Genomic DNA, 23,979 nt, shown 5'->3' with positions numbered 1-23,979 from the left:
CCGGCCGCGCGAACTGCCCGGTCGGAGTCCTGCGACCCCGCCCACCTGCATTCATACCCGGTATCACGGGGAGATTCGCGCAGTTTCCGCGGTGGCGCTGTTCGCCTGGCGAGAAGTCGCCCCGGATCGCCGGTCGGCGCGGCCCGGATGACGGCCGGTCAGACCGTCCCGCCGGTCGGGCCCGCGGATACCGCCGGTCGGGCGGGTCCGCGTGACCACTCCGCTTCCTCCAGCGTTGCACAGCCCATGGGCGTTCCGCTGCCCGTCATCGGACCGGCCGATCATGCACCTGCCATGTCGATGGCGGTGCGGAACGGCCGGCCCGGGCCTCCGGTGGTGGTCAGGAGGCGTGTGCCTTGTCGTACGCGGCCTTGATCTCGCCGGGCACGCGGCCGCGGTCGTTGATGTCGAAGCCGTTCTCCTTGGCCCAGTTCCGGATCTTCGCGGTGTCCGGGGCCGGGGCGGCCGCGGCCGGACGGCCGGCGCTGCGCCCGCCGCCACGTCGGGCGCCGGTGATGCGGCCGCTCTGCTTGCGGCCCTTCTCCACGAACGGGGCCAGCAGATCGCGGAGCTTGTCTGCGTTGTCGCTCTTCAGGTCGATCTCGTAGGCAACGCCGTCGAGAGCGAACGTCACCGTCTCGTCCGCGGAGCCGCCGTCGAGATCGTCTTCAAGAATGACCTGCACCCTCTGTGCCACGGGCTTCCTTTCCGAGTTAACGACAGATTGCCTAGGCAAAGGAAACCGCCTTTCCCCGGAAAACACAAACCCCTCTCCCCGGGGAGTACCGCCGACAAGGGGCGCACGCTCGGCTCAGAGGTGCAAGAGCATGCGCGAGTTGCCCAGTGTGTTGGGCTTCACCCGCTTCAGGTCCAGGAACTCCGCGACACCTTCATCGTACGAACGCAGGAGTTCTTCATAGACTTCTGCGGCGACCGCGGCCGGATCCGCACTGCGGTCGTCGCTCTCGCCGATCTCGACGAAACCGTGTTTCGCGAAGAAGGCCACCTCGAACGTCAAGCAGAAAATCCGACGGACGCCGAGCCAGCGGGCGGTCTGCAGCAGCTTCTCCAGCAGGGTGTGCCCGATGCCGTGCCCCTGGCAGGACGGATCGACCGCGAGCGTGCGAACCTCGGCCAGGTCCTCCCACATCACGTGCAGGGCGCCGCAGGCGACCACCGTGCCGGTGTCGTCGCGCTCGGCCACCCAGAACTCCTGCACGGATTCGAAGAGGGTGACGGTGGGCTTGTCGAGCAGAATGCCGTTGCGCGAGTACGCGTCGATGAGACCGCGCACTGCCCGCACATCGGTGGTCCGCGCCCGGCGGATGGTGACCTCCATGCCGGGACGTTATCGCGCCCCGGCGCCGCCGGTCGCCCCGGTGCCGTTCCCGGGCTCCGGATGCGCGCTCTCGGCGCGTTCCGGATCCGCGGGAAGGACGGCGGCCACCCGCAGTGCGTCCCGCAGCGCCTCGCGCTGTTCCGGCGACATCAGACCGAAGAAGTGCACCAGGGCGGCCGCGGGATTGTCACTGGTCGCCCAGGCGTCGTTCATCAGCGCGGCGGTGTACGCCTCGCGGGAGGACACCGGCTCATATCGATAGGCCCGGCCGGCCTGCTCGCGGCGCAGCCATCCCTTTCGGTGGAGCTTGTCCAGCACCGTCATCACGGTGGTGTACGCGATTTCGCGCTCCTCCCGGAGATCCTCCAGCACCTCGCGTACGGTGACCGGGCGGTTCCACTGCCACACCCTGGTCATGATGTCGTTCTCGAGTTCTCCGAGCTGCCGCACCATAGTCCGGCCAGGATAGGAAGTGATTCGGGCAGAGACCGCGATTCACCGGGCAGACCGGCGCGCCGCCACCCTTTGGGGTGACGGCGCGCGGGAGGGGCCTGCGGGCGGCCTATTCGGCCGAGCCGCGGGCGGCGGCCATGGCGTCGGCCGCGGCGTCCTCCTTGGCCTTCTGGGCGCCGCCCTGGCTGCGGATGATGGCCCGCACCAGGAAGCCGAAGCCGATCGCCATGACCAGCGGGGGCACGATCGCGCTGACGTAGTCCATCAGGTCACTCCTCGTCGCTCGTGTCGGCGGCGCTGCCGCCCTTGTCCGCGCCGCCGCGATCCGGCTTCACCAGCGGGAAGAGCACCGTCTCGCGGATGTTCTTGCCGGTGAGCAGCATGATCAGGCGGTCCACGCCGAGGCCGAGGCCGCCGGTGGGCGGCATCGCGTACTCCAGGGCGCGCAGGAAGTCCTCGTCCAGCTGCATCGCCTCGACGTCGCCGCCGGCCGCGAGCAGCGACTGGGCGGTGAGGCGGGCGCGCTGCTCGACCGGGTCGATCAGCTCCGAGTAGGCGGTGCCGATCTCGGTGCCGAAGATCACCAGGTCCCACTTCTCGGCGACGCCCGCGATCGAGCGGTGCTGCCGGGTGAGCGGGGACACCTCGGTCGGGTAGTCCCGGATGAAGGTCGGCGTGATCGCGTTGTGCTCCAGCAGCCGCTCGATCATCTCCAGGACGATCTGGCCGTGGCCCCACTGCTTCTCCCACGGCACGCCCGCCTCGTCGGCGAGCTTGCGCAGCTCCTCGACGGAGGTCTCCGGGGTGATCTCGCTGCCGAGCCGGGCCGAGATGCCCGGGTAGACGGACACCTCGGACCAGGGCTCGGCCAGGTCGATCTCGTGCTCCTGGCCGTCCGGCCCGATGCCGCGGACCACGGTGGTGCCGAGCGCGTCCCGGGCGGCGTTGACGATGATCGCCCGGATCAGCTCGGCCTGGGTGTCGTAGTCGCCGTAGGCCTCGTACGACTCCAGGGCGGTGAACTCCGGGTTGTGGGTCGCGTCGGCGCCCTCGTTGCGGAAGTTCCGGTTGATCTCGAAGACCTTCTCGGCGCCGCCGACCACCAGGCGCTTGAGGTACAGCTCGGTCGCGATCCGCAGGTACAGGTCGACGTCGTACGCGTTGCTGTGGGTGATGAACGGGCGGGCGTTGGCGCCGCCGTGGATCGGCTGCAGCATCGGGGTCTCGACCTCGAGGTAGCCGCGGTCCTCGTAGGTGCGGCGGATCGAGCGGATCACCCGGGTGCGCAGGTGGAGCATCTCGCGCGCCTCGGGGTTCACGATCAGGTCCACGTACCGCTGGCGGACGCGGGCCTCCGGGTCGGTCAGGCCCTTGTGCTTGTCCGGCAGCGGGCGCAGGCACTTGGCGGTGAGCTCCCAGCGGTCCACCATGACGCTCAGCTCGCCGCGCCGCGAGGTGATGACCTCGCCCTCGACGCCGACCTGGTCGCCGAGGTCGATGTCGGTCTTCCAGGCGGCCAGGCGCTCCTCGCCGAGCTTGTCGAGGGAGAGCATCACCTGGAGGTCGCCGGAGCCGTCGCGCAGCGTCGCGAAGCAGAGCTTGCCGCCGGTGCGGGCCAGGATGACGCGGCCGGTGATGCCCGCGCGCTCGCCCGTCGCGGTGTCCGCCGCCAGGTCGGGGTGCTTGGCCCGCAGGTCGGCGATGGTGGAGGTGCGGGGGAAACCGACCGGGTACGGGTCGATGCCGGCGGCCCGGAGCCGGTCCAGCTTCTCGCGCCGGACGCGCATCTGCTCGGGAAGGTCGTCGGTCGCGGGGACGGTGCTCTGATCGCTCACCCCACAAGGGTAGCCAGCCTCACGGGGTGGACCGCCACGGGATTGACGCGGACGGCCCCCGGTGCGCCGCGGGGGCGCGCCGGGGGCCGTGCGGGCCGTGCGGGCCCGTGCCGCCGCAGGCTCAGCCGGTGCCGGTGGCGAGTTCGGGCTCCTCGTCGTCGCTGTCGGCGGGGGAGGGCTCGGACTGCTGCGGCTTGGCCTTGGGGCGGCGGCCGAAGAGTTCCGCGGGAGTGGGCATCCGTCGGGGCTGCTGGCGCTCGGCCGGGGCCGGGGGCTTGGGGTTGCTCATCGGGATCCGTCCTCCAAGGGGGTGGCGGGCAGGGGTTCGGACGCCGGGCTGGGGACCGCCGCCAGGTGGCGCTGCCCCGAGGTGAGGGAGAGCCGCTCGCGGACCTCCGCCTCGGCCAGTGCGTGGCAGCGTCCCGCCAGCCGGGAGCGCCGCGAGCGCTCGGCGGGGCCGCACGGCTGCCGGGAGAGCGAGCGGAGCGCCGACAGGTCGTCCGGGGTGGGGAGGTACCCGTCGGTGACCGCCTCCTCCAGCCGTTCGAGGTAGCCCCGGACGCCGCCGGGCAGGGCCGCCCGGTAGCGGGCCAGGTCGGCGAGCAGGAAGGTGCGCAGCCGGCCGCCCTCCTGGGCGGCCTCGTCGATGGCCTCGGTCAGCCGCAGGGCCTCCTGGACGTCCTCCGCCCACAGCGGGGCGGACGTCCCGGGTGTCTGCAGTCTCTCCGGGAGGGCCGGGTAGAGGGCTTGGGCGAGGGCGCGGCGCAGCACGCGGACTTCGTCGGCGCTGAAGGCCATGCCGCCGCGCGATCCGTGTGGCGTAGGCATGCGTTGACACTACGTGGCGTACGTCCGATTTCTGACGATTGGCGCCGCAGTTGTCCCGATTGGCGTATCTGGTGCTGATCTGACCCGGTGTCAACGCACGTGCCGCGGACGGGCCGTCACGCCTTGTTGCGCTCGTAGACCAGGCGCAGGCCGATCAGGGTGAGCCAGGGCTCGTACACGTCGATGGTCTCGGCCTCGCCGAGGACCAGCGGGGCCAGGCCGCCGGTGGCGATCACCTGGACGTCGTCCGGGTCCTTCGAGAGCTCCCGGGCCATCCGGTTGACCAGGCCGTCGACCTGGCCGGCGAAGCCGTAGAGGATGCCGGACTGCATCCCCTCCACGGTGTTCTTGCCGATCACGTTGCGGGGCTTGGCCAGCTCGATCTTGCGCAGCTGCGCGCCGCGGGCGCCGAGCGCCTCCACCGAGATCTCGATGCCGGGGGCGATCGCACCGCCCACGTAGTCGCCGCGGGCGTTCACCGCGTCGAAGGTGGTCGCCGTCCCGAAGTCGACCACGATGCACGGGCCGCCGTACAGGTGGTTGGCGGCGAGCGCGTTCACGATCCGGTCGGCGCCGACCTCCTTGGGGTTGTCCATCAGGACGTGCACCCCGGTCTTCACCCCCGGCTCCACGATCACCGCGGGCACGTCGCCGTAGTAGCGGCGGGTGACCTCGCGGAGCTCGTGGAGCACGGCGGGCACGGACGAGCAGATCGCCAGCCCCGCCACCCGGTCGTCCGAGGAGACGATGGGGTGGGCTCCCATCAGGCCCTGCATCAGCACGGCCAGTTCGTCGGCGGTGCGCCGGGGATCGGTGGAGATCCGCCAGTGTTCGACGATCTCCTCGCCGTCGAACAGGCCGAGCGTGGTCTGGGTGTTGCCGACGTCGATGGTGAGGAGCACGGGGTGGCTTTCTGGTGAGACGGGATCAGGCGCGGAGGTCCAGGCCGATGTCGAGGACCGGCGACGAGTGCGTGAGCGCCCCGACGGCCAGGTAGTCGACACCAGTCTCGGCGACCTCGCGCGCGGTGGCCAGGGTCAGCCCGCCGGAGGCCTCCAGCCGTGCCCGGCCGGCGACCAGCGCCACCGCCTCCTTGAGCTCGGTGACGGTGAAGTTGTCCAGCAGGATGAGGTCCGCCCCGGCCTCGAGGACGGGCGGGATCTGCTCCAGGGTGTCCACCTCGATCTCCACCGGCAGCTCCGGGTAGGCGGCCCGGACGGCCAGGAAGGCCTCCGCGACGCCGCCGGCCGCCACCACGTGGTTGTCCTTCACCAGGGCGGCGTCGGACAGCGCCATCCGGTGGTTGCTGCCGCCGCCGCAGCGGACGGCGAACTTCTCCAGGGCCCGCAGGCCCGGCGTGGTCTTGCGGGTGTCGCGGACGGTCGCGCCGGTGCCGGCGAGGGCGTCCGCCCAGGCCCGGGTCGCGGTGGCGATGCCGGACAGGTGGCAGAGCAGGTTGAGCGCGCTGCGCTCGGCGGTCAGCAGGTCCCGGGTGCGGCTGCGCACCGACAGCAGCACCTGGCCGGCCTCGACCCGGGCGCCGTCCTCGACGTGCCGCTCGACCTCGAACTCCTCCTCGCAGACCAGCGAGACCACGGCCTCGGCGACCCGCAGGCCCGCCACGGTGCCGGCCTCGCGGGCGGTGAAGTCGGCGGTGGCCACCGCGTCGGCCGGCACGGTCGCCACCGACGTCACGTCCTCGCCGCCGGCCAGGTCCTCGGCGAGCGCCAGCGTCGCGATGTCCTCGACCTCGACCGGGTCCAGTCCGGCCTCCTCCAGCAGGGCGGCGAGCGCCGGGTCCAGCCCGGTCTCGTACGCCTCGCCGTCGCCGCAGGCGCAGCCGTCGCCGCAGCCGCCGGAGGCGAGCGGGAGTTCGTCGTGGGTCATCGGTGGCTCCTTGGAAGGGTCATGAGCAGAGGGTGGAGGGGCGCGGTGCGGACGGTCACCGGGGCTCCGGGGAGCCGTCCGCGCCGAGCGTGGTGACCAGGTGGCGGCGCCAGCCGGCGTCTTCCCGCTCCGGGAAGTCCTCGCGCCAGTGGCAGCCGCGGGTCTCCTCGCGCCGGGCGGCGGCGGCCACCAGCGCGGTCGCCACCAGGTGCAGGTTGGCCGCCTCCCAGGTCTCCACCCGGGGGTCGGCCGGCTTGCCCTCGTCGAGGTAGGCGGCGGCGTCCCGGCCCAGGGCGGCCAGGCCCGCGGCGGTGGCGGCCATCGACGAGGCCGAGCGGAGCACGCCCGCGCCCCGCGACATCAGCCGCTGGATCTCGGCGCGGGCCTCCGGGGCGAGCAGCGGAGCGGGCTCGGCGGCCCGCGCCGCGGCGACGTCGACCGACCGCTCGGGCAGGTCGCCCGCGGCGTCGCGGGCGGTCAGGTCGGCGGCGATCCGCTCGGCGAAGACCAGGCCCTCCAGCAGGGAGTTGGAGGCCAGCCGGTTGGCGCCGTGCACCCCGGTGCAGGCGACCTCGCCGCAGGCGTACAGGCCGGGCACGGTGGTGCGGCCGGACAGGTCGGTGCGCACCCCGCCGGAGGCGTAGTGGGCGGCCGGGGCGATCGGGATCAGGTCGGTGACCGGGTCGATGCCGTGCGAACGGCACGACGCGAGGATGGTCGGGAAGCGTTCCTCCCACATCGCGGCGCCGAAGTGCCGCCCGTCCAGGTACATGTGCTCGGCGTCCCGGGCCTGCATCTGCAGGGTGATCGCCTTGGCGACGATGTCGCGCGGGGCGAGCTCGGCGAGCTCGTGCTGCCCGAGCATGAAACGGGTGCCGTCGGCGTCCACCAGGTGGGCGCCCTCGCCGCGGACGGCCTCGGAGACCAGAGGCTGCTGGCCCTCTGCCTCCGGGCCGAGCCAGAGCACCGTCGGGTGGAACTGCACGAACTCCAGGTCGGTGACCTCGGCGCCGGCGCGCAGCGCCAGCGCGACGCCGTCGCCAGTGGAGACCGGCGGGTTGGTGGTGGCGGAGAAGACCTGGCCCATGCCGCCGGTGGCGAGCACCACCGCGCGGGCCCGGACGGCGCCGACGCCGTCGCGCTGGCCCTCGCCCATGACGTGCAGGGTGAGACCGGCGGCGTGGCCGTCGGCGTCGGTGAGCAGGTCGAGGACGAGGGCGTGCTCGATCAGCTCGATGCCGGGGTCGCTGCGGACGGCGGCGACCAGGGCGCGCGATATCTCGGCGCCGGTCGCGTCGCCGCCGGCGTGCGCGATCCGCCGGCGGTGGTGGCCGCCCTCGCGGGTGAGCAGGATCGCGCCGTCCGCGTCCTGGTCGAAGGCGGCGCCGACGCCGATCAGCCGGCGCACCGCGCCGGGGCCCTCGGTGACCAGGGTGCGCACGGCGTCCTCGTCGCACAGGCCGGCGCCGGCGACCAGGGTGTCGTCGAGGTGCTGGTCGGGGGTGTCCCCGTCGCCCAGGGCGGCGGCGATGCCGCCCTGGGCCCAGCGGGTGGAGCCGTCGTCCAGCATCGCCTTGGTGACCACCATGGCCCGCAGGCCGGCCTTGCGGACGTTGAGTGCGACGGTGAGGCCGGCCACCCCGGAGCCGACCACGACCACGTCGGTGGTCGCGGTCCAGCCGGGGGCGGGGGCGGTCAGACGGTACGACATGGCTTCACTGGCTCCTTCAGTGCGCGGCGGCCGTGGCCGCGCCGTTCGCATCACCGTACGCTCCCCGTGCCTGCGCCGGGGAGCCCCCAGGTCGCCCCGGAGCAGCCCGCTGCCCTCGGGCGCCTCGGCGGCGTCCGCACCGGTGCCGGTGATGCGGTTCTGCCCGTCCACGAAGACCACCTTCGGCAGGTACGCCTTGGCCTCCGCGGTGTCCATCTGGCCGTAGCCGATGAGGATCACCAGATCGCCGGGGTGGACGAGGTGGGCGGCGGCGCCGTTGATGCCGATCACGCCGGAGCCGCGCGGCCCGGCGATGGTGTAGGTCTCCAGCCGGGCGCCGTTGGTGACGTCGACGATGTGGACGAGTTCGCCGGGGAGCAGGTCGGCGGCGTCGAGCAGGTCCTCGTCGACGGTGACGGAGCCGACGTAGTGCAGGTCGGCCTGGGTCACCGTGGCCCGGTGGATCTTGGACTTGAGCATGGTGCGGAGCATCTGGTCACGCCTCCTGTGAGTGCATGCCGGCAACGGGTGCGGGGGTGGGACGTCGGGTGGGGCCGGGGCTCGTCCTAGCGGACGATGATGCGGACGTTGTCGATCAGGCGGGTGGAGCCCACCTTCGCGGCGACGGCCAGCACCGCCTCGCCCCGGAAGTCGTCCGGCGCCTCGGTGAAGGAGTCCGGGTCGATCAGGGCGAGGTAGTCGAGGGTGACACCGGAGGCGCCGTCCAGGGCGTCGGCGGCCGCGGAGCGGACGGCCTTGGCGCCCTGCGCGCCCGCGTCGCGGCCCGCGAACAGCGCCTTCGACAGGGCCAGGGCCTGGCCGCGCTCGGTGTCGGACAGGAAGCGGTTGCGGGAGGACAGCGCCAGGCCGTCCTCCTCGCGGGCGGTCGGGACGCCGACGACCTCCACGTCGAAGTCGAGGTCGGCGACCATCCGTCGGACGATCGCCAGCTGCTGGGCGTCCTTCTCACCGAAGAAGGCGTAGTCCGGGTCGGTGATGTGGAGCAGCTTGGCGACCACGGTCAGCATGCCGTCGAAGTGGCCGGGCCGGGACGCGCCCTCGAAGCCGGCGCCCATCGGGCCGGCCGACAGCCGTACCAGCGGCTCGCCGTTGGGGTACATCTCCTCGGCGGACGGCGCGAACACCACGTCGGCGCCCATCTCGCCGGCCAGCCGCACGTCCTCGTCCAGGCTGCGCGGGTAGCGCTCCAGGTCCTCGCCGGCGCCGAACTGCAGCGGGTTCACGAAGACCGTCACGGCGACCCGGCCGTCCCGGCCGACCTGCTTGCGGGCGGCGCGCACCAGCGCGGCGTGCCCCTCGTGCAGGGCGCCCATGGTCATCACGACGGCGTTGTCCACCGGCTGCTCGTCCGGCCAGAAGGCGGCCTCGAAGTCGCCGACGGTGTGCGTGACGACGGTGGTGCGGGGGCCTTCGCCCGGGCCGGCTGCTTGCCGCGTGCCATCAGTGCTTCTCCTCGTTCAGTACGTCCAGCAGCGCCGCCGCCGCCTCTTCCTTCAGGGTCCCGCCGCGGAGCGCCCGCTGTGCGGTGGCCCGGGCCATCGCACGGTACGCCGGAGCGATGTCCGGGGAGGCGCCCGCCAGCTGCTCCAGGTGGCGCCGGACCGTCCCCGCGTCGCCGCGGGCGACCGGTCCGGTCAGGGCCGCGTCGCCCGAGCGCAGGGCGTTGTCCAGGGCCGCGCCGAGCAGCGGTCCGAGCATGCGCCCCGGCTCGGCGACACCCGCCGTACGGAGCAGTTCGAGGGCCTGGGCGACCAGCGTGACCAGGTGGTTCGCGCCGTGCGCCAGGGCCGTGTGGTAGAGCGGGCGGACATCCTCGGGCACCCACTCGGGCTCGCCGCCCATCTCGACCACCAGCGCCTCGGCGACCGGCCGCAGCTCCTGCGGGGCGGTCACGCCGAACGGGCAGCCGGCCAGCCGGGCCAGGTCGACCGAGGTGCCGGTGAAGGTCATCGCCGGGTGCAGGGCCAGCGGCAGTGCGCCGGCCCGGACGGCGGGTTCCAGCACCGCCACGCCGTGCGCGCCCGAGGTGTGCACCACGATCTGCCCGGGCCGGACGGCCCCGGTGGCGGCCAGCCCGCCGACCAGGTCGGCCAGCGCGTCGTCGGGGACGGTCAGCAGCACCAGGTCGGCCGCGGCCAGCACCTGCGGCGGGGAGACCAGCCGGACGCCGGGCAGCAGCGCATCCGCGCGGCGCCGGGAGGCCGTGGACACCCCGGAGGCGGCCACCACCCGGTGGCCGGCCAGCTGGAGCGCGGCGCCGAGCGCGGGGCCGACCCGGCCGGTGCCGACCACGCCGACGGCGAGCCGCGCGGGGCGGTTCTCCGGGTCCTGCGGATCGCCGGGACGGGGCCCGCCGAACGGGTCGTGGGGCCCGCCGAGCGGGGCATTGTCGGACGCGCTCACGGCTCGGCCCTCGTCATTGCTTCCGTTCCAGTCCTGGGCAGGTACCAGACGTACCGCTCCATCGTACGGTGCGCCGGGCGACGCCCCACCGGGCGGCCCCCGGCGTCCGGATCTGCACCGAAGCTTCACCGACCGAGCGGCGCCGCGCTGCCTACGGGCGGGTAACTTGCTGCCGTCCAGGCGCCAGGAACGTTCCCGGGGAGACCATGCGAAGACACCTCGGCACCCCGTCCATCCGGACCAGGATCACCACCCTCGTCCTGATCCCGCTGCTCGCCCTGGTGGCGCTCTGGTCGTTCGCGGTCGTCTCGACCACCGGCGACCTGCGGGACCTGATCCGCCTGGAGAGCGCCTACCGGACGTTCGGCTCACCGGTGGACACGGTCGTCGGGCAGGTCCAGACGGAGCGGCGGCTCGCCGCCGAGTACCTCGGCTCCGGCGGCGGGGCGACCGAACTGGCCGCCTACTCCGCCCAGCAGCACGCCACCGACGAGAAGGTCCGCGCGATGCGGGCCGTCGCCACCGACCCCGGCCGGCAGGGCGACCTCTCCGCCGACCAGCGGGCCGCGCTCGCCGCCGAACTCGACGCGACCGACGGGCTCACGGTGCTGCGCAGCAACGTGACCTCCCGCGCGATCGGCTGGGGCGACGCCGTCGACGCCTACACCGCCGTGGTGGAACCCGCCTTCACCGTCCAGTCCGCGCTCACCGCCCTCCAGGCCGGGCGGCTCGCCCGCGAGGCGCAGACCGTCATCGAGCTCGTCCGGGTCCGCGAGTTCGCCTCCCGGGAGGACGCCCTCTACTCCGGCGCCCACGCGGCCGGCTCCTTCGATCCGGCGCAGTCCCGGGCGTTCGGCGCCGCGGTGGAGGACCGCCGGATCTTCCAGCGGACGTACGCCGCCGCGCTGCCCGCCGACTCCCGCGCGCTCTTCGACGCCCTCACCGCCGACAGCCGCTACCGCGCTCTGGTCACCGCCGAGGAGGCCGTCCTGGACGGCGGCTCCGGCGCCCACGCCGTCTACGACCGGACGCGCTGGCGCGCCACCATGGACCCGATCGCCCACCGCTACTCCGAGCTGTGCAGCCAGGCCGCGCTCAACTCGGCGGCCCGCGGCCGCGCCTACGCCGACGACCAGCTGCTCCGGTCCGGGATCGCGGGCGGCGCCGGACTCGTCGCCGTCGTCCTGTCGGTCTGGTACTCGGTGCGCACCGGCCGCCGGATCACCCGCCGGCTGCTGCGCCTGCGCGCCTCCGCGGACCGGCTCGCCCACCGCCAGCTGCCCGACCTGGTGCGCCGCCTCGCCGCCGGCGAGAACGTCGACGTGGAACGGGCCGCCCCGCAGCTCACCTTCGGCGACGACGAGATCGGCGACGTGGGCCGCGCCCTCAACCACGCCCGGCGGGCCGCCGTCGAGGCCGCGGTCGAGCAGGCCAGGCTGCGGGCCGGGATCTCCGGGGTCTTCGTCAACATCGCCCGGCGCAGCCAGGCCCTGATCCACCGCCAGCTCAAGCTGCTGGACACGATGGAGCGCCGGGTCACCGACCCCGAGGAGCTGGCCGACCTGTTCCGGGTCGACCACCTGACCACCCGGATGCGCCGCCACGCCGAGGGCCTGATCATCCTCTCCGGCGCCGCCCCCGGCCGGGCCTGGCGCCGGCCCGTCCCGCTGGTGGACGTGGTCGGTTCGGCGGTCGGCGCGGTCGAGGAGTACGAGCGGGTCGTCGTGCCGCCGATGCCGCCGGTCGCGGTGGCCGGGGAGGCCGTCGCCGACCTCGCCCACCTGGTCGCCGAACTCGTCGAGAACGCCACCTCCTTCTCGCCGCCGCACACCCAGGTCACCATGCGGTCCGGCGGGGCCGCCCACGGGCACGTGCTGGAGATCGACGACCGCGGCCTCGGCATGGACGCGGACGAGCTGGCCGCCGCCAACCGCACCCTCGCCGAGCCGCAGGAGTTCGACCCCACCCGGACGGAGCGGCTCGGCCTCTTCGTGGCCGGGCGGCTGGCCCGCCGGCACGGCATCGAGGTCGCCCTGCGCCGCTCGCCGTACGGCGGGACGACGGCGGTCGTCCTGCTGCCGGCCGCGCTGCTGTCGGAGGTCGAGCCGCCGCCCGCCCCGCCACGGCCCGAGCCGTCGCCGCCCGTCCTGGCCGCCGTGCCGGGGCCGTCGGAGGGGCCGGAGGGCGAGCCGCAGCCCGCGGCCGTGCTGCCGATGCGCCGTCCGCTGCCCGTCCGGCCCCGGGCGGCCCTGCCCGCGCCCGCCGCGCCGGAGGCCGGGCCGGCCGCCGCCGGGCCCAGCGCGGAGGAGCTCGGCGCCGTCTTCGGGGCCTTCCAGCGCGGGCTGACCCGCGGCCGGTCCGCGGGCCCGGGCGCCCCGCGCGAGCTGCCCGCACCGCAGGGCCGGGACGCCGCCCAGGAACCGCACGATCCGCCGAACCGCCAGGAGGACCCACGATGACCGCAACCGAGCCGGGCCGGCCGGACACCGGCCTCGACTGGCTGCTCGACGACCTCGTCGCCAGCACCGAGCACGTCCGGCAGGCCGTCCTGCTCTCCGCCGACGGTCTGGCCACTGCCGCTTCGGCCGGTCTGGCCGCTGCCGACATCGAGCACCTGGCCGCCGTCTGCTCGGGCTTCCACAGCCTGGCCGAGGGCGTCGGGACCCGCTTCACGGCAGGCGGCGTGCGGCAGACCATGGTGATGCTGGAGGACGGCTTCCTGTTCGTCACCCCGGCCGGTCTGGGCAGCTGCCTGGCGGTGCTCTGCGGGGTGCAGACCGATGTCGGCCAGCTCGCCTACGAGATGTCCATGCTGGTGCGGCGGGTCGGGCGGCACCTGGTGACGCCCACCCGGACCGCAGAGTCGGTCCGGGGCTGATCGGCGGTCATGGGCGGGCACTGGTACGACGAGGAGGCCGGTCCGATGATCCGGCCGTTCACCCTGACCGGCGGGCGCACCCGGTCCGCCGAGGCGGCGGGCTTCGACCTGCTCGCGCAGGTCGTGGCGGTGCCGGGCACCCGTCCCGCCGTGCCGCTCGACCACGCCCGCAGCGCGCTGCTCGACCGGATCCGCGCCGCGCCGCGCCCGCTGGCCGAACTCGCCGCCGACGCGGACCTGCCGCTGGGCGCCGTGCGCGTCCTGCTCGGCGACCTCGCCGGGCAGGGCCTCGTCCGGGTGGCGGCGCCGGCCACGGCCGAGGGCGGCCCGGACGCCCGGCTGCTGCGCGACGTCATCCGGGGCTGCGCCGGCTCTGACCCGGGCGCCGGGGCTCAGTCCGAGGCGCCGGCCCGGACGAGCCCGTTCTCGTAGGCGAGGACGACGGCCTGGACGCGGTCGCGCAGGCCCAGCTTGGCGAGGATGCGGCCGACGTGGGTCTTCACGGTGGCCTCGGACAGGGCGAGCCGGGCCGCGATCTCGCTGTTCGACAGGCCCTGGGCGACCAGCAGGAAGACCTCGCGCTCACGGTCGGTCAGCGGGTCGAGGATCGGCGAACCGGGGGCCGAGGACCGGGTCGGCAGCACCTCCGCGAAGCGGTCGAGCATCCGGCGGGTGGTGGTCGGGGCGACCACCGCGTCGCCGCCGTGCACCGAGCGGATCGCGGCGACCAGCTCGGTCGGCGGGACGTCCTTGAGCAGGAAGCCGCTGGCCCCGGCCTTCAGCGCGGCGAACGCGTACTCGTCCAGGTCGAAGGTGGTCAGGATCAGCACGTGCGGGGCGCCGGGCACCGGGGCGCCCGACTCGTCCAGGCAGATCCGCCGCGTCGCCTGGACGCCGTCCAGCCGGGGCATCCGGACGTCCATCAGGATCACGTCGACCTCGGTGTCGGCGAGCCGCTCCAGCGCCTGCGCGCCGTCGCCCGCCTCGGCGGCGATCTCGATGTCGCCCTGCGACTGCAGGACCATCCGGAAGCCCGTGCGCAGCAGCTCCTGGTCGTCGACGAGCATCACGCGGATGGTCACGGTCGGTACTCCTTCGGCGGTGGGCAGGGGGTCACGTGGTGGCCTCGGTGCGGTCGGCGGGCGGTGGTGCGGCCCGGTCGGCGGCGGCCCGCAGAGGCAGTACGGCACGGATCCGGAAGCCCCCGCCGGGCCGCGGCCCGATGTCCAGGCTGCCGCTGACCATGCCGACCCGCTCGCGCATGCCGATCAGACCATGGCCGAGGCCGTCGGCACCACCGCCGGCCAGCTGCTCGCCGGTGGTGCCGCGGCCGTCGTCCTCGACGAGGACCTCCAGGGCCCGGTCGCCGAAGTCGACCGAGACCCTGGCCCGGACGTCCGGGCCACCGTGCTTGCGCACGTTGGTGAGCGCCTCCTGGACGATCCGGTACACCGTCAGTTCCAGCCCGCGGGGCAGCTCCCGGGGTCGCCCGAGGTGACGAAGTCGACCGGCAGGCCCGCCGTGCGGACCTGCTCCAGCAGCTCCGGGAGCTCCTCCACGCCCGGCTGCGGTACGTACTCCTCGGCCTGTTCGGTGGTGCGCAGCACGCCGAGCAGGCGGCGCATCTCGACCAGCGCCTGCCGGCCGGTGCCGGCGATGGTGGCGAGGGCGTCCTTCGCCTGCTGGGGCGAGTTGTCCAGCACGTAGGCGGCGCCGTCGGCCTGGACGATCATGACGGAGACGTTGTGCGCGACGACGTCGTGCAGCTCGCGGGCGATCCGGGCGCGTTCGGCGGCGACCGCCACCTTGGCCCGGGCGTCGCGCTCGCGCTCCAGCCGGGCCGCGCGGTCCTCCAGCTCGACCAGGTAGGCGCGCCGGACCCGGGTCAGCCGCCCCCACGCCCAGGACAGCACGAACGGCGTCGACATCAGCACCGAGATGAAGACCATCTGCCACAGCGCGGGCCCGGGCGTCGTGCCGGTGGCAGGGTCCTGGCCGTTGAACCGCCAGAACGTCAGCGGGCCGGCCGCCAGCCCGACCGTGACCGCCAGCCGCGAGGCCCAGGCGGAGCCGAAGGCGGCCGCCGTGTACGCGAACACCAGGTAACCCACGGAGGAGACGCCCGGCTGCACGTAGCAGACGATCTGGGCGAGCCCCAGCAGCGTGCCCGCCAGCGTCACCAGGTCCGGCCAGCGGCGGCGGACGGTCATCAGCACGGCGATCGCCAGCGAGAAGCCGAGCCCGCCCCAGACCTGCAGGTCGCCGTCCTGCGAGGCGTCCGAGAGCAGCCCCAGCAGGAGGACCGGCAGCGCCCAGGCGGAATCGACCACCATCGGGTGGCGGCGGAGCCAGGCGTTGAGTCGATGCACGGTTCAAGCCTAGGCAGTCGCGCGGTGCCCCCAGGTCCGCCGGGAGGGCGATCCGCCATCCCCCGCAGGGTGGAGACGCCCCCGACGGGAGGTAGCGTCCAGCACCATGACCTGGATGCGCTGGCGGCCCGCCGCAGACCGGGCGCTGTACGGCGCCGACGGCTTCTACCGCAGGCCGGAGGGGCCGGCCGGGCACTTCCGGACGTCGGTGCACGCGTCGGGGTTGTACGCCGGCGCGGTGGCCCGGCTCCTCGGGGAGGTGGACGCGGCGCTCGGCCGGCCGGACGAGCTGGCCTTCGTCGACGTCGGGGCGGGCCGCGGCGAGCTGGTGACCGGGGTGCTGGCCGCGCTGCCGCCGGACACCGCGGCGCGGGTGCGCCCGTACGCGGTCGAGCTCGCCGCCCGGCCGGCCGGGCTGCCGGACGCGGTGCTGTGGACGGACACCGTGCCGTCCGGCGCGGTGGGCCTGCTGTTCGCCAACGAGTGGCTGGACAACGTGCCGCTGGACGTCGCCGAGCGGGACGCGGACGGTGCGCTGCGCTACGTCGAGGTGGCGCCGGACGGCGGCGAGCGGCTCGGCGGCGCGCTGGACGCCGCGGACGCGGCCTGGGCGGAGCGCTGGTGGCCGGACGGCGACCGGGTCGAGCTGGGCGGGCCGCGGGACGCCGCCTGGGCGGCCGCCGTCGGCGCGCTGGAGCGCGGCCTGGCCGTCGCCGTCGACTACGCGCACACCGCCGGCGCCCGGCCGCCGTTCGGCACCCTCACCGGCTTCCGGGCCGGCCGCGAGGTGCCGCCGGTGCCGGACGGCAGCTGCGACCTCACCGCGCACGTCGCGCTCGACGCGGCGGCCGTCCCCGGTGTCCACAGCCTGTGGACGACGCAGCGGGACGCCCTGCACGCCCTCGGGGTGCACGGCGGCCGCCCGCCGCTCGCGCTGGCCTCCGACGACCCGGCGGCCTACCTGCGGGCGCTCGGCGGGGCGGGGAGGCCGCCGAGCTGACCGACCGGGGCGGGCTCGGCGCCTTCGGCTGGCTCCTCCAGGCCGTCCGCATGCCGGTACCGCCGCTCCTCGGGGCCCTGCCGGGGTGGCAGACTCTGGTGCCATGAGGGAGACCACGGTCGGGATCGGCGCCGGCGCGCAGCAGCTCACGGGCGAGCTGGGCACCAGTGACATGGTGCTCAACATCGGCCCGCAGCATCCGTCCACGCACGGTGTGCTGCGGCTGAAGCTGGTGCTGGACGGCGAGCGGATCGTCGCGGCCGAGCCGGTGATCGGTTACATGCACCGCGGTGCCGAGAAGCTCTTCGAGGCCCGCGACTACCGGCAGATCGTCATGCTGGCCAACCGGCACGACTGGCTCTCCGCGTTCTCCAACGAGCTCGGTGTGGTGCTCGCCGTCGAGCGGATGCTCGGCATGGAGGTGCCGGAGCGCGCGGTGTGGATCCGCACCCTGCTCGCCGAGCTCAACCGGGTGCTCAACCACCTGATGTTCCTCGGCTCGTACCCGCTGGAGCTGGGCGGCATCACCCCGATCTTCCACGCCTTCACCGGCCGCGAGGAGCTCCAGCACGTGCTGGAGGAGGCCTCCGGCGGCCGCATGCACTACATGTTCAACCGGGTCGGCGGCCTCAAGGAGGACCTGCCGGCCGGCTGGCTCGGCCGGGTCCGCGCGGCGGTCGAGGCCGTCCGTGGGCACCTGCCGGTGTACGAGGACCTCGTGCTCGGCAACGAGATCTTCCGCGGCCGCACCGCGGGCGTCGGCGTGCTCACCCGCGACCAGGTCCACGCCTACGGGGCCAGCGGCCCGATCGCCCGCGCCAGCGGCGTCGACTTCGACCTGCGCCGGGACGAGCCCTACCTGGCGTACGGCGAGCTGCAGGACGTGCTGACCGTGGTCACCCGCGAGGAGGGCGACTGCCTGGCCCGCTTCGAGTGCCTGCTGGAGCAGACCGCCAACTCCCTCGACCTCGCCGACGCCTGCCTGGACCGGCTGGCCGGCCTCGCCCCGGGCCCGGTCAACCTGCGGCTGCCCAAGGTGCTCAAGGCCCCCGAGGGCACCACGTACGCCTGGACGGAGAACCCGCTCGGGATCAACGGCTACTACCTGGTGTCCCGCGGCGACAAGACGCCGTGGCGGCTCAAGCTCCGCTCGGCGTCCTACAACAACATCCAGGTGCTGACCGAGCTGCTGCCGGGCACCCTGGTCGCCGACATGGTCGCGATCCTCGGCTCGATGTTCTTCGTCGTCGGCGACATCGACAAGTAGGGCGGCGCCCCGGCGGTCTGCCGGTCTACTGGTCCGCGGGGTGGGGCGCGAGCTTCTTGTGGCCCTTGGTGGCGATCCGCTGCTCGCACAGCTCCACCAGCACCGCGTACGCCTCGGGTCCCATCAGCTCGGTGAGCTCGGCGCGGTAGCCGACGTACACCGGGTCGGGCGCGTTGTGCGCCTCCGGGCTGCCGGTGCACCACCAGTGCAGGTCGTGGCCGCCCGGGCCCCAGCCGCGCCGGTCGTACTCGCCGATCGTCACCTGCAGGTAGCGGGTGTCGTCGGGGCGGTCGATCCAGTCGTAGGTGCGGCGGATCGGAAGCTGCCAGCAGACGTCCGGCTTGGTCTCCAGCGGCTCCCGGCCCTCCTTCAGGGCGAGGATGTGCAGTGCGCAGCCGCCGCCGCCCGGGAAGCCCGGGCTGTTGCGGAACAGGCAGGCGCCGTCGATCCGCCGGGTCTGCCGGTCGCCGTCCTCGTCGAACATCGTGATGCCGCCGTCGAGCCGGATCCGGCCCTTGGCGTCGGTGCCGTGCCCGATGTTCTCCCAGATGTCCGGGGTCAGCCGGGCCGCGTGGCCGGCCACCCGCTGCTCGTCGTCCTCGTCGGAGTAGTGCGCGCCGAGCGTGCAGCAGCCGTCCGACTCGCCCCGCCCGGGGCGGATCCCGTGGCAGCCCTGGCCGAAGATGCACCCCCAGCGGGAGGTCAGCCAGGTGAGGTCGCAGCGGAACACCTGCTCGTCGTCGGCCGGGTCGGTGAACTCCGCCCAGGCGCGCGCGAAGTCGAGCGGGACTTCGGGACGGATGGTCGGCATCGCCAGGTCGACGACCGCCGGGGCCGTCCCCGGGCCGTTCTTGCCGGACTTCTTGCGCTTCGCGGTCTCTGCTGCTGCCACCCTGCAAGGGTATGGCCTCGCCGCGGTGGACCGGCCGACACCGCCGCACCCCGCGCCGCCGTCGGGTCGCGTGCGGGCTCCGCTCGGGCGGTGCGCGGGCGGTGCGCGGGCGCCGCGAGCCTCGTGAAGGCAGGGTGAAGAGCGTCCCCGGACGATCGGCGCCCGCACCCCCGGGGCCTAGGGTTTGTCCCACCGTTCGCGGCGCGGCGGGAATTGTGGGGCAAGCCCTAGGATGGCGGCCGCCGCAGACGGATGCGCAGGGGAACGCACCACCAGCAAGCACGGGGGACGGAAATGGCCGACAAGGTCCTGCTCAAGCCTTGGGAACTGCACGGCGAGGGCCGCGAGTTCGAAGGTGTCTCGAACGAGTTCGCGCACGCCGCGCTCGACCTGGAGAACGGGCTCGCCGCCCTCGGCACCCCCTGGGGCCGGGACGAGCCGGGCCAGGGCTTCGGCACCGCCTACGAGGGCGCCCGCGAGGGCGTGCTGGCCGGCCTGCACGGCCTCGCCACCCGCCTCGGCGGCATCGGCGGCGGCCTGCACACCATGGCCGACAACGCCGAGCAGAACGACCAGGGCAACCGCGACGCGTTCCGCGCGCTCACCCCGGGAACCGGACCCGCCCCCTCGGCGCTCTGAACCGACGGACCGTCAAGCCGCCCAACCGAAGGGGAGCACGTGCCCAGGAACCTGCCCGCGGAGCTGGCCCCGGTCATGGCCCGGCTCGACCGCGCGTGGCCCGAGGCCGACGAGGACGCGCTGCGCCGCGCGGCCGGACTCTGGCGCGACTTCGGCGGCGAGGCCGAGCGGCTCGGCCGCCGTGGCGCGGCCGCCGCGCAGCGCATCACCGGTGAGAACACCGGCCCTGCCGTCGACGCCTTCGCCGACCACTGGCGCGGGTTCAGCGGCGCGGGCCGTGGCCACCTCGACGACGCGCACACCGCGGCCGAGGCGATCGCCGGCGCGTTCGAGAAGGCCGCCGCCGCCACCGACAGCTGCAAGGCCGAGCTGGTCGCCGTCCTGACCGAGCTCGCCGAGGAGATCAAGAAGGCGGACGCCGCCGAGGCCGCCGCCAAGGCCCAGGTGCAGACCGCGAGGACGGAGGGCCTGGCCGGGCTGCTCGGCCAGGTCGCCGGCACCGTCAAGGGCGCCGTCGCCGAGACCGGCGAGGCGGTCGCCGTCGAGGCGGCCCGGCTCAAGGTCACCGGCCTGCTGGACGAACTCCGCCGCGCCATGGGGGACGGCCTGAAGGCCGCCCTCAAGGAACCCGCGGTCACCGCCCTGGAACGCATCGCCCAGGCCGACGGCGCCGGCCGGCACGGCGAGATGCGCACCCTGAGCGCGGCCCGCTCGGGCGGCGAGCTCACCGGTGCGCTCGCCGACACGGCCGTCGGCGGCGCCGCCGCGGTGGCCGGCGTCCGCGGCCTGTCCGCCGCCGTCGGCCCGGACGGCAAGGTGCTCACCGACGCCCAGGGCCACCCGGTGGTGCTCGGGCCCGACGGCAAGCCGCTGACCGGCCTGGACGGCGTGACCGTCGCGGTCGACGCGCACGGCCGTCCGGTGCTCGGCGAGGACGGCAGGCCGGTGGTGGTCGACGCCGGGGGCAACGCGGTGGCCGGTCTGGCGCTCGGCGCCGACGGCCGCCCGCTCACCGACGCCCAGGGGCGGCCGCTGGTGGTCGGCGCGGACGGCGCGGTCGGCGACACCGGGCTCAGCCTGGCCGTCGGCAAGGACGGGCAGCCCGTGCTCGGCAAGGACGGCCGGCCGGTGATGCTCGACGCCGAGGGCCGGCCCGCCGCCGGACTCGCGGTCGGCACCGACGGGCAGCTGCTCACCGACGGCAAGGGCCACGCCCTGGTCGCCGGCCTCGGCCGGGACGGCCGGCCACTGGTGGACGCGGGCGGCCCGGACGGCCTGCGGATCGGCCCGGACGGCCTGCGCCTGGGCCCCGACGGCCGCCCGGTCGCGGCCGTCGACCTCGGCCAGGGAACCCTCCCCGGTGGTCAGACCGGCCCCGGCGGCCGGATACCCGCCGACGGTCCCGGCACCGGGCCCCTCGCCGGCCCGGCCGTCGTCGTGTCCGCCGCAGCGGGACCGACCGCGGTCGTCGTCCAGGCGACGGCCCCGCAGACACCGGGCTCCTTCGGCGAGAGCAGCCACCGCGGCGGCTACGGCTCGAACTACGGCTCGGGCGGCAGCGGCTACGGCAGCGGCTACGGCGGCGGTTCGGGCGGCGGTTCGGGCGGCGGGCACCCGGCCGCGGCCCAGGCCGGCCCCGCGCCCGACTACGACCTGCCGCCCGCGCGCCCGGCCGGCCCGGTCACCGTCCACACCGACTCGGTGGCCGTCGCACCGCCCGCCGCACCGCCCTCCGGCGGCCTCTTCGACGACCCGCCGGTGCATTCCGGCCCGGGCCGCGGCGCGGACGCCTACCTGCCCGGCGGTCCGGCCGGCGGCGGCTCGGCCCCCGGCTTCCCGCTCGGCCCGGTCGGCGGCGCCCCCGCGGGCGGCTCCGCCCCGATCGGTGCCCCGGTCGGCGGCGTGGTCGGCGCGGGCCCCGGCGGCACTGCCGGTGCCCCGGTCACCGGGGGGCCGGTCGGCACCCCCGTCGGCGGCCCGGTGGGCGGTGCGCCCGGTGGCGCGCCGGCCGGCGCGGCAGGCACCGCCGGACCGGGCACCCCCGGGGCGCCCGGCGCCCCGGGCGGCGGCGTGGTCGGCGCGGTGGTCGGCACGCCCGGCGGCGCCCGTACCCCGACCGGCGGCGCCACGCCCGGGACACCCGGCGCGGCGACCGCGGCCCCGCTGCCCTTCCGGCTCGGCGAGCAGGCCGGCGAGGGCGGCCGCCGCCGCCCCGACACGCTCTTCACGGAGACCGCCCGCACCGAGGAGGGCGTCCTGCCCGCGGTGCAGCCCGGCCTGGTGGTCGCGGGCTACCTCGCGACCCGCGGCGCGGCCCCGGCGGGCCCGGCGCCGAACCGGCCGCCCCGCGCAGCACCGCCGACAGCCGTCCGTACGGGCTGCCCGGCGGGCTAGGGACGGTCGACCCGGCCCACCAGGCAGCCCTGGAGCAGCGGATCCCCCGGCAGCCGGACGGCGCGCCGGTGCCGCACCCGGACCCGGCGGGGCGGTGGCCGGAGGCGCTCAACGGCGGCGGCCCCCGCGAGGCCGGCCGGGCCAACAACGGCGTCGACGTGGCGCTGTCCGCCGTCGACACGCTCGCCGGCCTGCCGGTCTGCGCCGCCCCGCGGCTGCCGGACGGCCCCGCGGGCGAGCGCGGTGGCCGGGACCGCGCCGAACGCGAGCTCGGCACCCGCTTCTGCGACCTCGGCGACGGCCCGGGCGCCCTCGCCCGGCTCGCCGAGGCGCTGCTGCGCTCCGGCCCGGGCGCGCAGGCGGTGCTGCTCACCCTGGACGGCTTCGGGCGGTCGCACACCTGGAACGCGGTCAACCACGGCGACCGGGTGACCTACCTCGACCACCAGAGCGGCCGCAGCGCCGCCGAACCGCTGTACGCCGCGGACCACGGCCTCTGGGCGATCGCCCTGGACGACCGGTGCCACCCGCTCGACCTGGACGCGCTCCCCGGCGCGGCGGCCCGTACGGCGGCCGATCCGGCGCCCGCGTCCACGGAGCCGACAGGCCCGGAGGCCGCAGCCCCGGAGGCCGCAGCCCCGGCGGCCACGGCCCCGGTGCGCCCGGCCCCGGAGCGCCCGGCCCCGGAGCCGGCCGCGCCGGAGCCCGCGCCGCCGCGGTCCCGCCTCACCGTCCACCGCACCACTGCCGGGAGCCCCCGCCGATGACCACCCGCGAGCAGGCCCTGGCCACCGCGCACCGCTGGATCCACGGCGACCTGCCGGCCGAAGCGGCGGGCCCCGTCCACAGCCACGAGTTCGAGCACGGCTGGGTGGTGTGGCCCGAACCCGCGCCCGTCCGGGTCGACCCGTTGACCGGCCGGCGGCGGGCCCCGGAGGAGATCGGTGCGGCCTGCGCCGTCGTCGACCGGCTGACCGGCGGGCTCACCGTCTGGCCGTCCGTCCCCGTGCCCGAGGTCGTCCGGCGCTACCGGGACTTCCTCGGCGCGGGCGGCTACGATCCGGCGCTGCCCCCGGCCACCGGCCCCGGCACCCGGGCGACCCTCCGCTACCGCGACGCGCAGGGGACGGAGCAGTCCCTGGCGGTGCCCGCCACGACCGGCCTCCCGCATCCGGCACTGCGGGCCTGGGAGCAGCTGCGCGGGCAGGGCGTCCGGCCGGAGGACCTGACCGGCGTGCACACCGACCTGCAGCCCGCCGCGCTGCCCGGCGGCTACACCGCGCACGCGGTGGCCGCCGCCCTGCCCGGCGTGCCGGTCACCTGCGACCTCGCCTACGGGCCGTGGTTCGACGGACGTGCCGAGGCCGTCCGGGCGCTGCCCGCCACGCCGGGGGTGCGGCCCAACCGGGTGCCGTTCCCGCGGACGGTCCCGCCGGCCGCGCCGGAGGGCGAGGCGGCGCTGGCCGCGCGGCTGGCCGGGGTGTTCGGGCCCGAGGGGGTGCGGCGCTTCGATGCCGGCGCGGTGCTGGCCGCGGACCTGCCGGAGGCGGTCGCCCGGCCGCTGCAGCAGGTCGGGCTGCCGGTCGTGGTGGCGGGCCTGTTCGCACTCCACCACCCCGAGCCGGACGGCATCGCCGACGGCACCCGCACCGGTGCACCGCTGCCGGACGCGGCCGGGCACCTCGCCGCGCTCGGCCGCGGGGCGGCGGCCACCGCCGACGCCCGGCAGGGGCTGCTCGGCCAGGTCGTGCTCGGCGGCGACGGCCACGCCCTGGTCACCGTCGACACGCTGCAGGGCCGGGTCCGCGCGATCGACCCGGACACCGCGACCGCCCGCTACTGCAACGCCGATCTCACCGCCTTCACCCGCTCGCTGACCCTCGCCGCCGAACGGCTGCCCGCCCTGCGCGGCCTGCACCCGTACGCGGCGGGCCCGGCCGTCGCCGAGTTCCAGTGGGCGCTGGCGGCGCTCGACGGCACCGTCTTCGGCGATCCCGAGAACTGGTGGTCGGTGATCGTCGAGCAGCTCTGGCACGGCCTGCTCTGAGCGGTCCGCCGCCGTG

General features: G+C 75.4%; 22 protein-coding genes and 3 pseudogenes. 9 read left to right on the top strand and 16 right to left on the bottom strand.

Annotated elements, in window-relative coordinates; all coding sequences use genetic code 11:
- Positions 1 to 340: 340 nt before the first annotated feature.
- From ABEB13_RS18870 to ABEB13_RS18810, 13 genes and pseudogenes are all read right to left on the bottom strand, one after another.
- The gene (locus ABEB13_RS18870) at positions 341 to 697 is read right to left on the bottom strand and encodes a histone-like nucleoid-structuring protein Lsr2 (protein WP_100889618.1); all 357 of its coding nucleotides are present in this window, start codon (positions 695 to 697) and stop codon (positions 341 to 343) included.
- A 114-nt stretch (positions 698 to 811) separates the two neighbouring features.
- Complete coding sequence (locus ABEB13_RS18865; protein WP_100889619.1) at positions 812 to 1,339, bottom strand: amino-acid N-acetyltransferase; 528 nt, start codon at positions 1,337 to 1,339, stop codon at positions 812 to 814.
- 9 nt (positions 1,340 to 1,348) lie between these two features.
- Positions 1,349 to 1,792 (bottom strand): BlaI/MecI/CopY family transcriptional regulator, encoded by a 444-nt coding sequence (locus ABEB13_RS18860; protein WP_345706428.1) that lies wholly within the window; start codon positions 1,790 to 1,792, stop codon positions 1,349 to 1,351.
- 109 nt (positions 1,793 to 1,901) lie between these two features.
- Complete coding sequence (locus ABEB13_RS18855) at positions 1,902 to 2,057, bottom strand: hypothetical protein (protein ID WP_345706427.1); 156 nt, start codon at positions 2,055 to 2,057, stop codon at positions 1,902 to 1,904.
- A gap of 4 nt (positions 2,058 to 2,061) precedes the next feature.
- Positions 2,062 to 3,627 carry a bifunctional lysylphosphatidylglycerol synthetase/lysine--tRNA ligase LysX gene (lysX, locus tag ABEB13_RS18850; RefSeq protein ID WP_380230820.1) on the bottom strand — a complete coding sequence of 522 codons (1,566 nt, stop codon included), beginning with the start codon at positions 3,625 to 3,627 and terminating at the stop codon, positions 2,062 to 2,064.
- A gap of 121 nt (positions 3,628 to 3,748) precedes the next feature.
- On the bottom strand, positions 3,749 to 3,916 hold the full coding sequence (locus ABEB13_RS18845) for a hypothetical protein (RefSeq protein ID WP_345706426.1): 168 nt from the start codon (positions 3,914 to 3,916) through the stop codon (positions 3,749 to 3,751).
- Positions 3,913 to 4,455: a hypothetical protein gene (locus ABEB13_RS18840; protein ID WP_345706425.1), complete on the bottom strand. Its 543-nt coding sequence runs from the start codon at positions 4,453 to 4,455 to the stop codon at positions 3,913 to 3,915. Before ABEB13_RS18840 ends, ABEB13_RS18845 begins: the two co-directional genes overlap by 4 nt.
- Before the next feature lie 116 nt (positions 4,456 to 4,571).
- Positions 4,572 to 5,357, bottom strand: a complete 786-nt coding sequence (locus ABEB13_RS18835; RefSeq protein ID WP_100889623.1) for a type III pantothenate kinase — start codon at positions 5,355 to 5,357, stop codon at positions 4,572 to 4,574.
- 25 nt (positions 5,358 to 5,382) lie between these two features.
- Positions 5,383 to 6,342 carry a carboxylating nicotinate-nucleotide diphosphorylase gene (gene nadC, locus ABEB13_RS18830; RefSeq protein WP_345706424.1) on the bottom strand — a complete coding sequence of 320 codons (960 nt, stop codon included), beginning with the start codon at positions 6,340 to 6,342 and terminating at the stop codon, positions 5,383 to 5,385.
- Positions 6,343 to 6,397: 55 nt separating this feature from the next.
- Complete coding sequence (locus ABEB13_RS18825) at positions 6,398 to 8,053, bottom strand: L-aspartate oxidase (RefSeq protein ID WP_345709727.1); 1,656 nt, start codon at positions 8,051 to 8,053, stop codon at positions 6,398 to 6,400.
- A gap of 198 nt (positions 8,054 to 8,251) precedes the next feature.
- Positions 8,252 to 8,533, bottom strand: a pseudogene (gene panD, locus ABEB13_RS18820) (aspartate 1-decarboxylase); the annotation flags it as partial.
- An 86-nt stretch (positions 8,534 to 8,619) separates the two neighbouring features.
- Positions 8,620 to 9,411, bottom strand: coding sequence for a pantoate--beta-alanine ligase (gene panC, locus ABEB13_RS18815; protein WP_425559892.1), 792 nt, complete (start codon positions 9,409 to 9,411; stop codon positions 8,620 to 8,622).
- 103 nt (positions 9,412 to 9,514) lie between these two features.
- A complete protein-coding gene (locus ABEB13_RS18810) occupies positions 9,515 to 10,477 on the bottom strand; it encodes a Rossmann-like and DUF2520 domain-containing protein (protein ID WP_425559891.1) in 963 nt (320 codons plus the stop codon).
- Between the two features lie 206 nt (positions 10,478 to 10,683).
- On the opposite strand from ABEB13_RS18810, the gene ABEB13_RS18805 reads away from it, so the two are divergent.
- Genes ABEB13_RS18805 through ABEB13_RS18795 form a run of 3 tightly spaced genes read left to right on the top strand, consistent with a single transcriptional unit; the run spans position 10,684 to position 13,787 of the window.
- Entirely contained in the window at positions 10,684 to 12,936 is a 2,253-nt protein-coding gene (locus ABEB13_RS18805; RefSeq protein ID WP_345706423.1) for a sensor histidine kinase, read from the top strand.
- Entirely contained in the window at positions 12,933 to 13,355 is a 423-nt protein-coding gene (locus ABEB13_RS18800) for a roadblock/LC7 domain-containing protein (RefSeq protein WP_345706422.1), read from the top strand. Before ABEB13_RS18805 ends, ABEB13_RS18800 begins: the two co-directional genes overlap by 4 nt.
- A gap of 9 nt (positions 13,356 to 13,364) precedes the next feature.
- Complete coding sequence (locus ABEB13_RS18795) at positions 13,365 to 13,787, top strand: DUF742 domain-containing protein (protein ID WP_345706421.1); 423 nt, start codon at positions 13,365 to 13,367, stop codon at positions 13,785 to 13,787.
- On the opposite strand, the gene ABEB13_RS18790 is transcribed toward ABEB13_RS18795, so the two are convergent.
- Together ABEB13_RS18790 and ABEB13_RS18785 are read right to left on the bottom strand one after the other, a co-directional pair.
- Entirely contained in the window at positions 13,748 to 14,437 is a 690-nt protein-coding gene (locus ABEB13_RS18790; protein WP_345706420.1) for a response regulator, read from the bottom strand. The two genes, ABEB13_RS18795 and ABEB13_RS18790, sit on opposite strands and share 40 nt — an antisense overlap.
- A 31-nt stretch (positions 14,438 to 14,468) precedes the next feature.
- Positions 14,469 to 15,724 (bottom strand): annotated as a pseudogene (locus ABEB13_RS18785) (sensor histidine kinase).
- Between the two features lie 106 nt (positions 15,725 to 15,830).
- Here ABEB13_RS18785 and ABEB13_RS18780 point away from each other — a divergent pair.
- Positions 15,831 to 16,831: pseudogene (locus ABEB13_RS18780) on the top strand (SAM-dependent methyltransferase).
- Positions 16,828 to 17,991: an NADH-quinone oxidoreductase subunit D gene (locus tag ABEB13_RS18775; protein ID WP_345706419.1), complete on the top strand. Its 1,164-nt coding sequence runs from the start codon at positions 16,828 to 16,830 to the stop codon at positions 17,989 to 17,991. Before ABEB13_RS18780 ends, ABEB13_RS18775 begins: the two are co-directional and overlap by 4 nt.
- A gap of 25 nt (positions 17,992 to 18,016) precedes the next feature.
- Here the strand turns inward: ABEB13_RS18775 and ABEB13_RS18770 are convergent, their stop codons facing one another.
- Positions 18,017 to 18,883 carry a DUF3109 family protein gene (locus ABEB13_RS18770; protein WP_380233210.1) on the bottom strand — a complete coding sequence of 289 codons (867 nt, stop codon included), beginning with the start codon at positions 18,881 to 18,883 and terminating at the stop codon, positions 18,017 to 18,019.
- 294 nt (positions 18,884 to 19,177) lie between these two features.
- Here ABEB13_RS18770 and ABEB13_RS18765 point away from each other — a divergent pair, with 294 nt between their 5' ends.
- The 4 genes from ABEB13_RS18765 (at position 19,178) to ABEB13_RS18750 (ending at position 23,963) form a co-directional block, all read left to right on the top strand.
- Positions 19,178 to 19,522 carry a WXG100 family type VII secretion target gene (locus ABEB13_RS18765; RefSeq protein ID WP_345706418.1) on the top strand — a complete coding sequence of 115 codons (345 nt, stop codon included), beginning with the start codon at positions 19,178 to 19,180 and terminating at the stop codon, positions 19,520 to 19,522.
- Positions 19,523 to 19,561: 39 nt separating this feature from the next.
- Positions 19,562 to 21,916 carry a WXG100-like domain-containing protein gene (locus ABEB13_RS18760; RefSeq protein ID WP_345706417.1) on the top strand — a complete coding sequence of 785 codons (2,355 nt, stop codon included), beginning with the start codon at positions 19,562 to 19,564 and terminating at the stop codon, positions 21,914 to 21,916.
- 68 nt (positions 21,917 to 21,984) lie between these two features.
- Positions 21,985 to 22,683 carry a toxin glutamine deamidase domain-containing protein gene (locus ABEB13_RS18755; RefSeq protein ID WP_345706416.1) on the top strand — a complete coding sequence of 233 codons (699 nt, stop codon included), beginning with the start codon at positions 21,985 to 21,987 and terminating at the stop codon, positions 22,681 to 22,683.
- Positions 22,680 to 23,963, top strand: coding sequence for an SUKH-4 family immunity protein (locus tag ABEB13_RS18750; protein ID WP_345706415.1), 1,284 nt, complete (start codon positions 22,680 to 22,682; stop codon positions 23,961 to 23,963). The genes ABEB13_RS18755 and ABEB13_RS18750 overlap by 4 nt, the downstream gene beginning before the upstream one ends.
- The last annotated feature ends 16 nt before the right edge of the window (positions 23,964 to 23,979 follow it).

The organism is Kitasatospora paranensis, from assembly GCF_039544005.1.
Classification (GTDB): domain Bacteria; phylum Actinomycetota; class Actinomycetes; order Streptomycetales; family Streptomycetaceae; genus Kitasatospora; species Kitasatospora paranensis.
The sequence above is the reverse complement of the archived record's forward strand: the minus strand, read 5'-3'. Positions and strand labels throughout refer to the sequence as shown.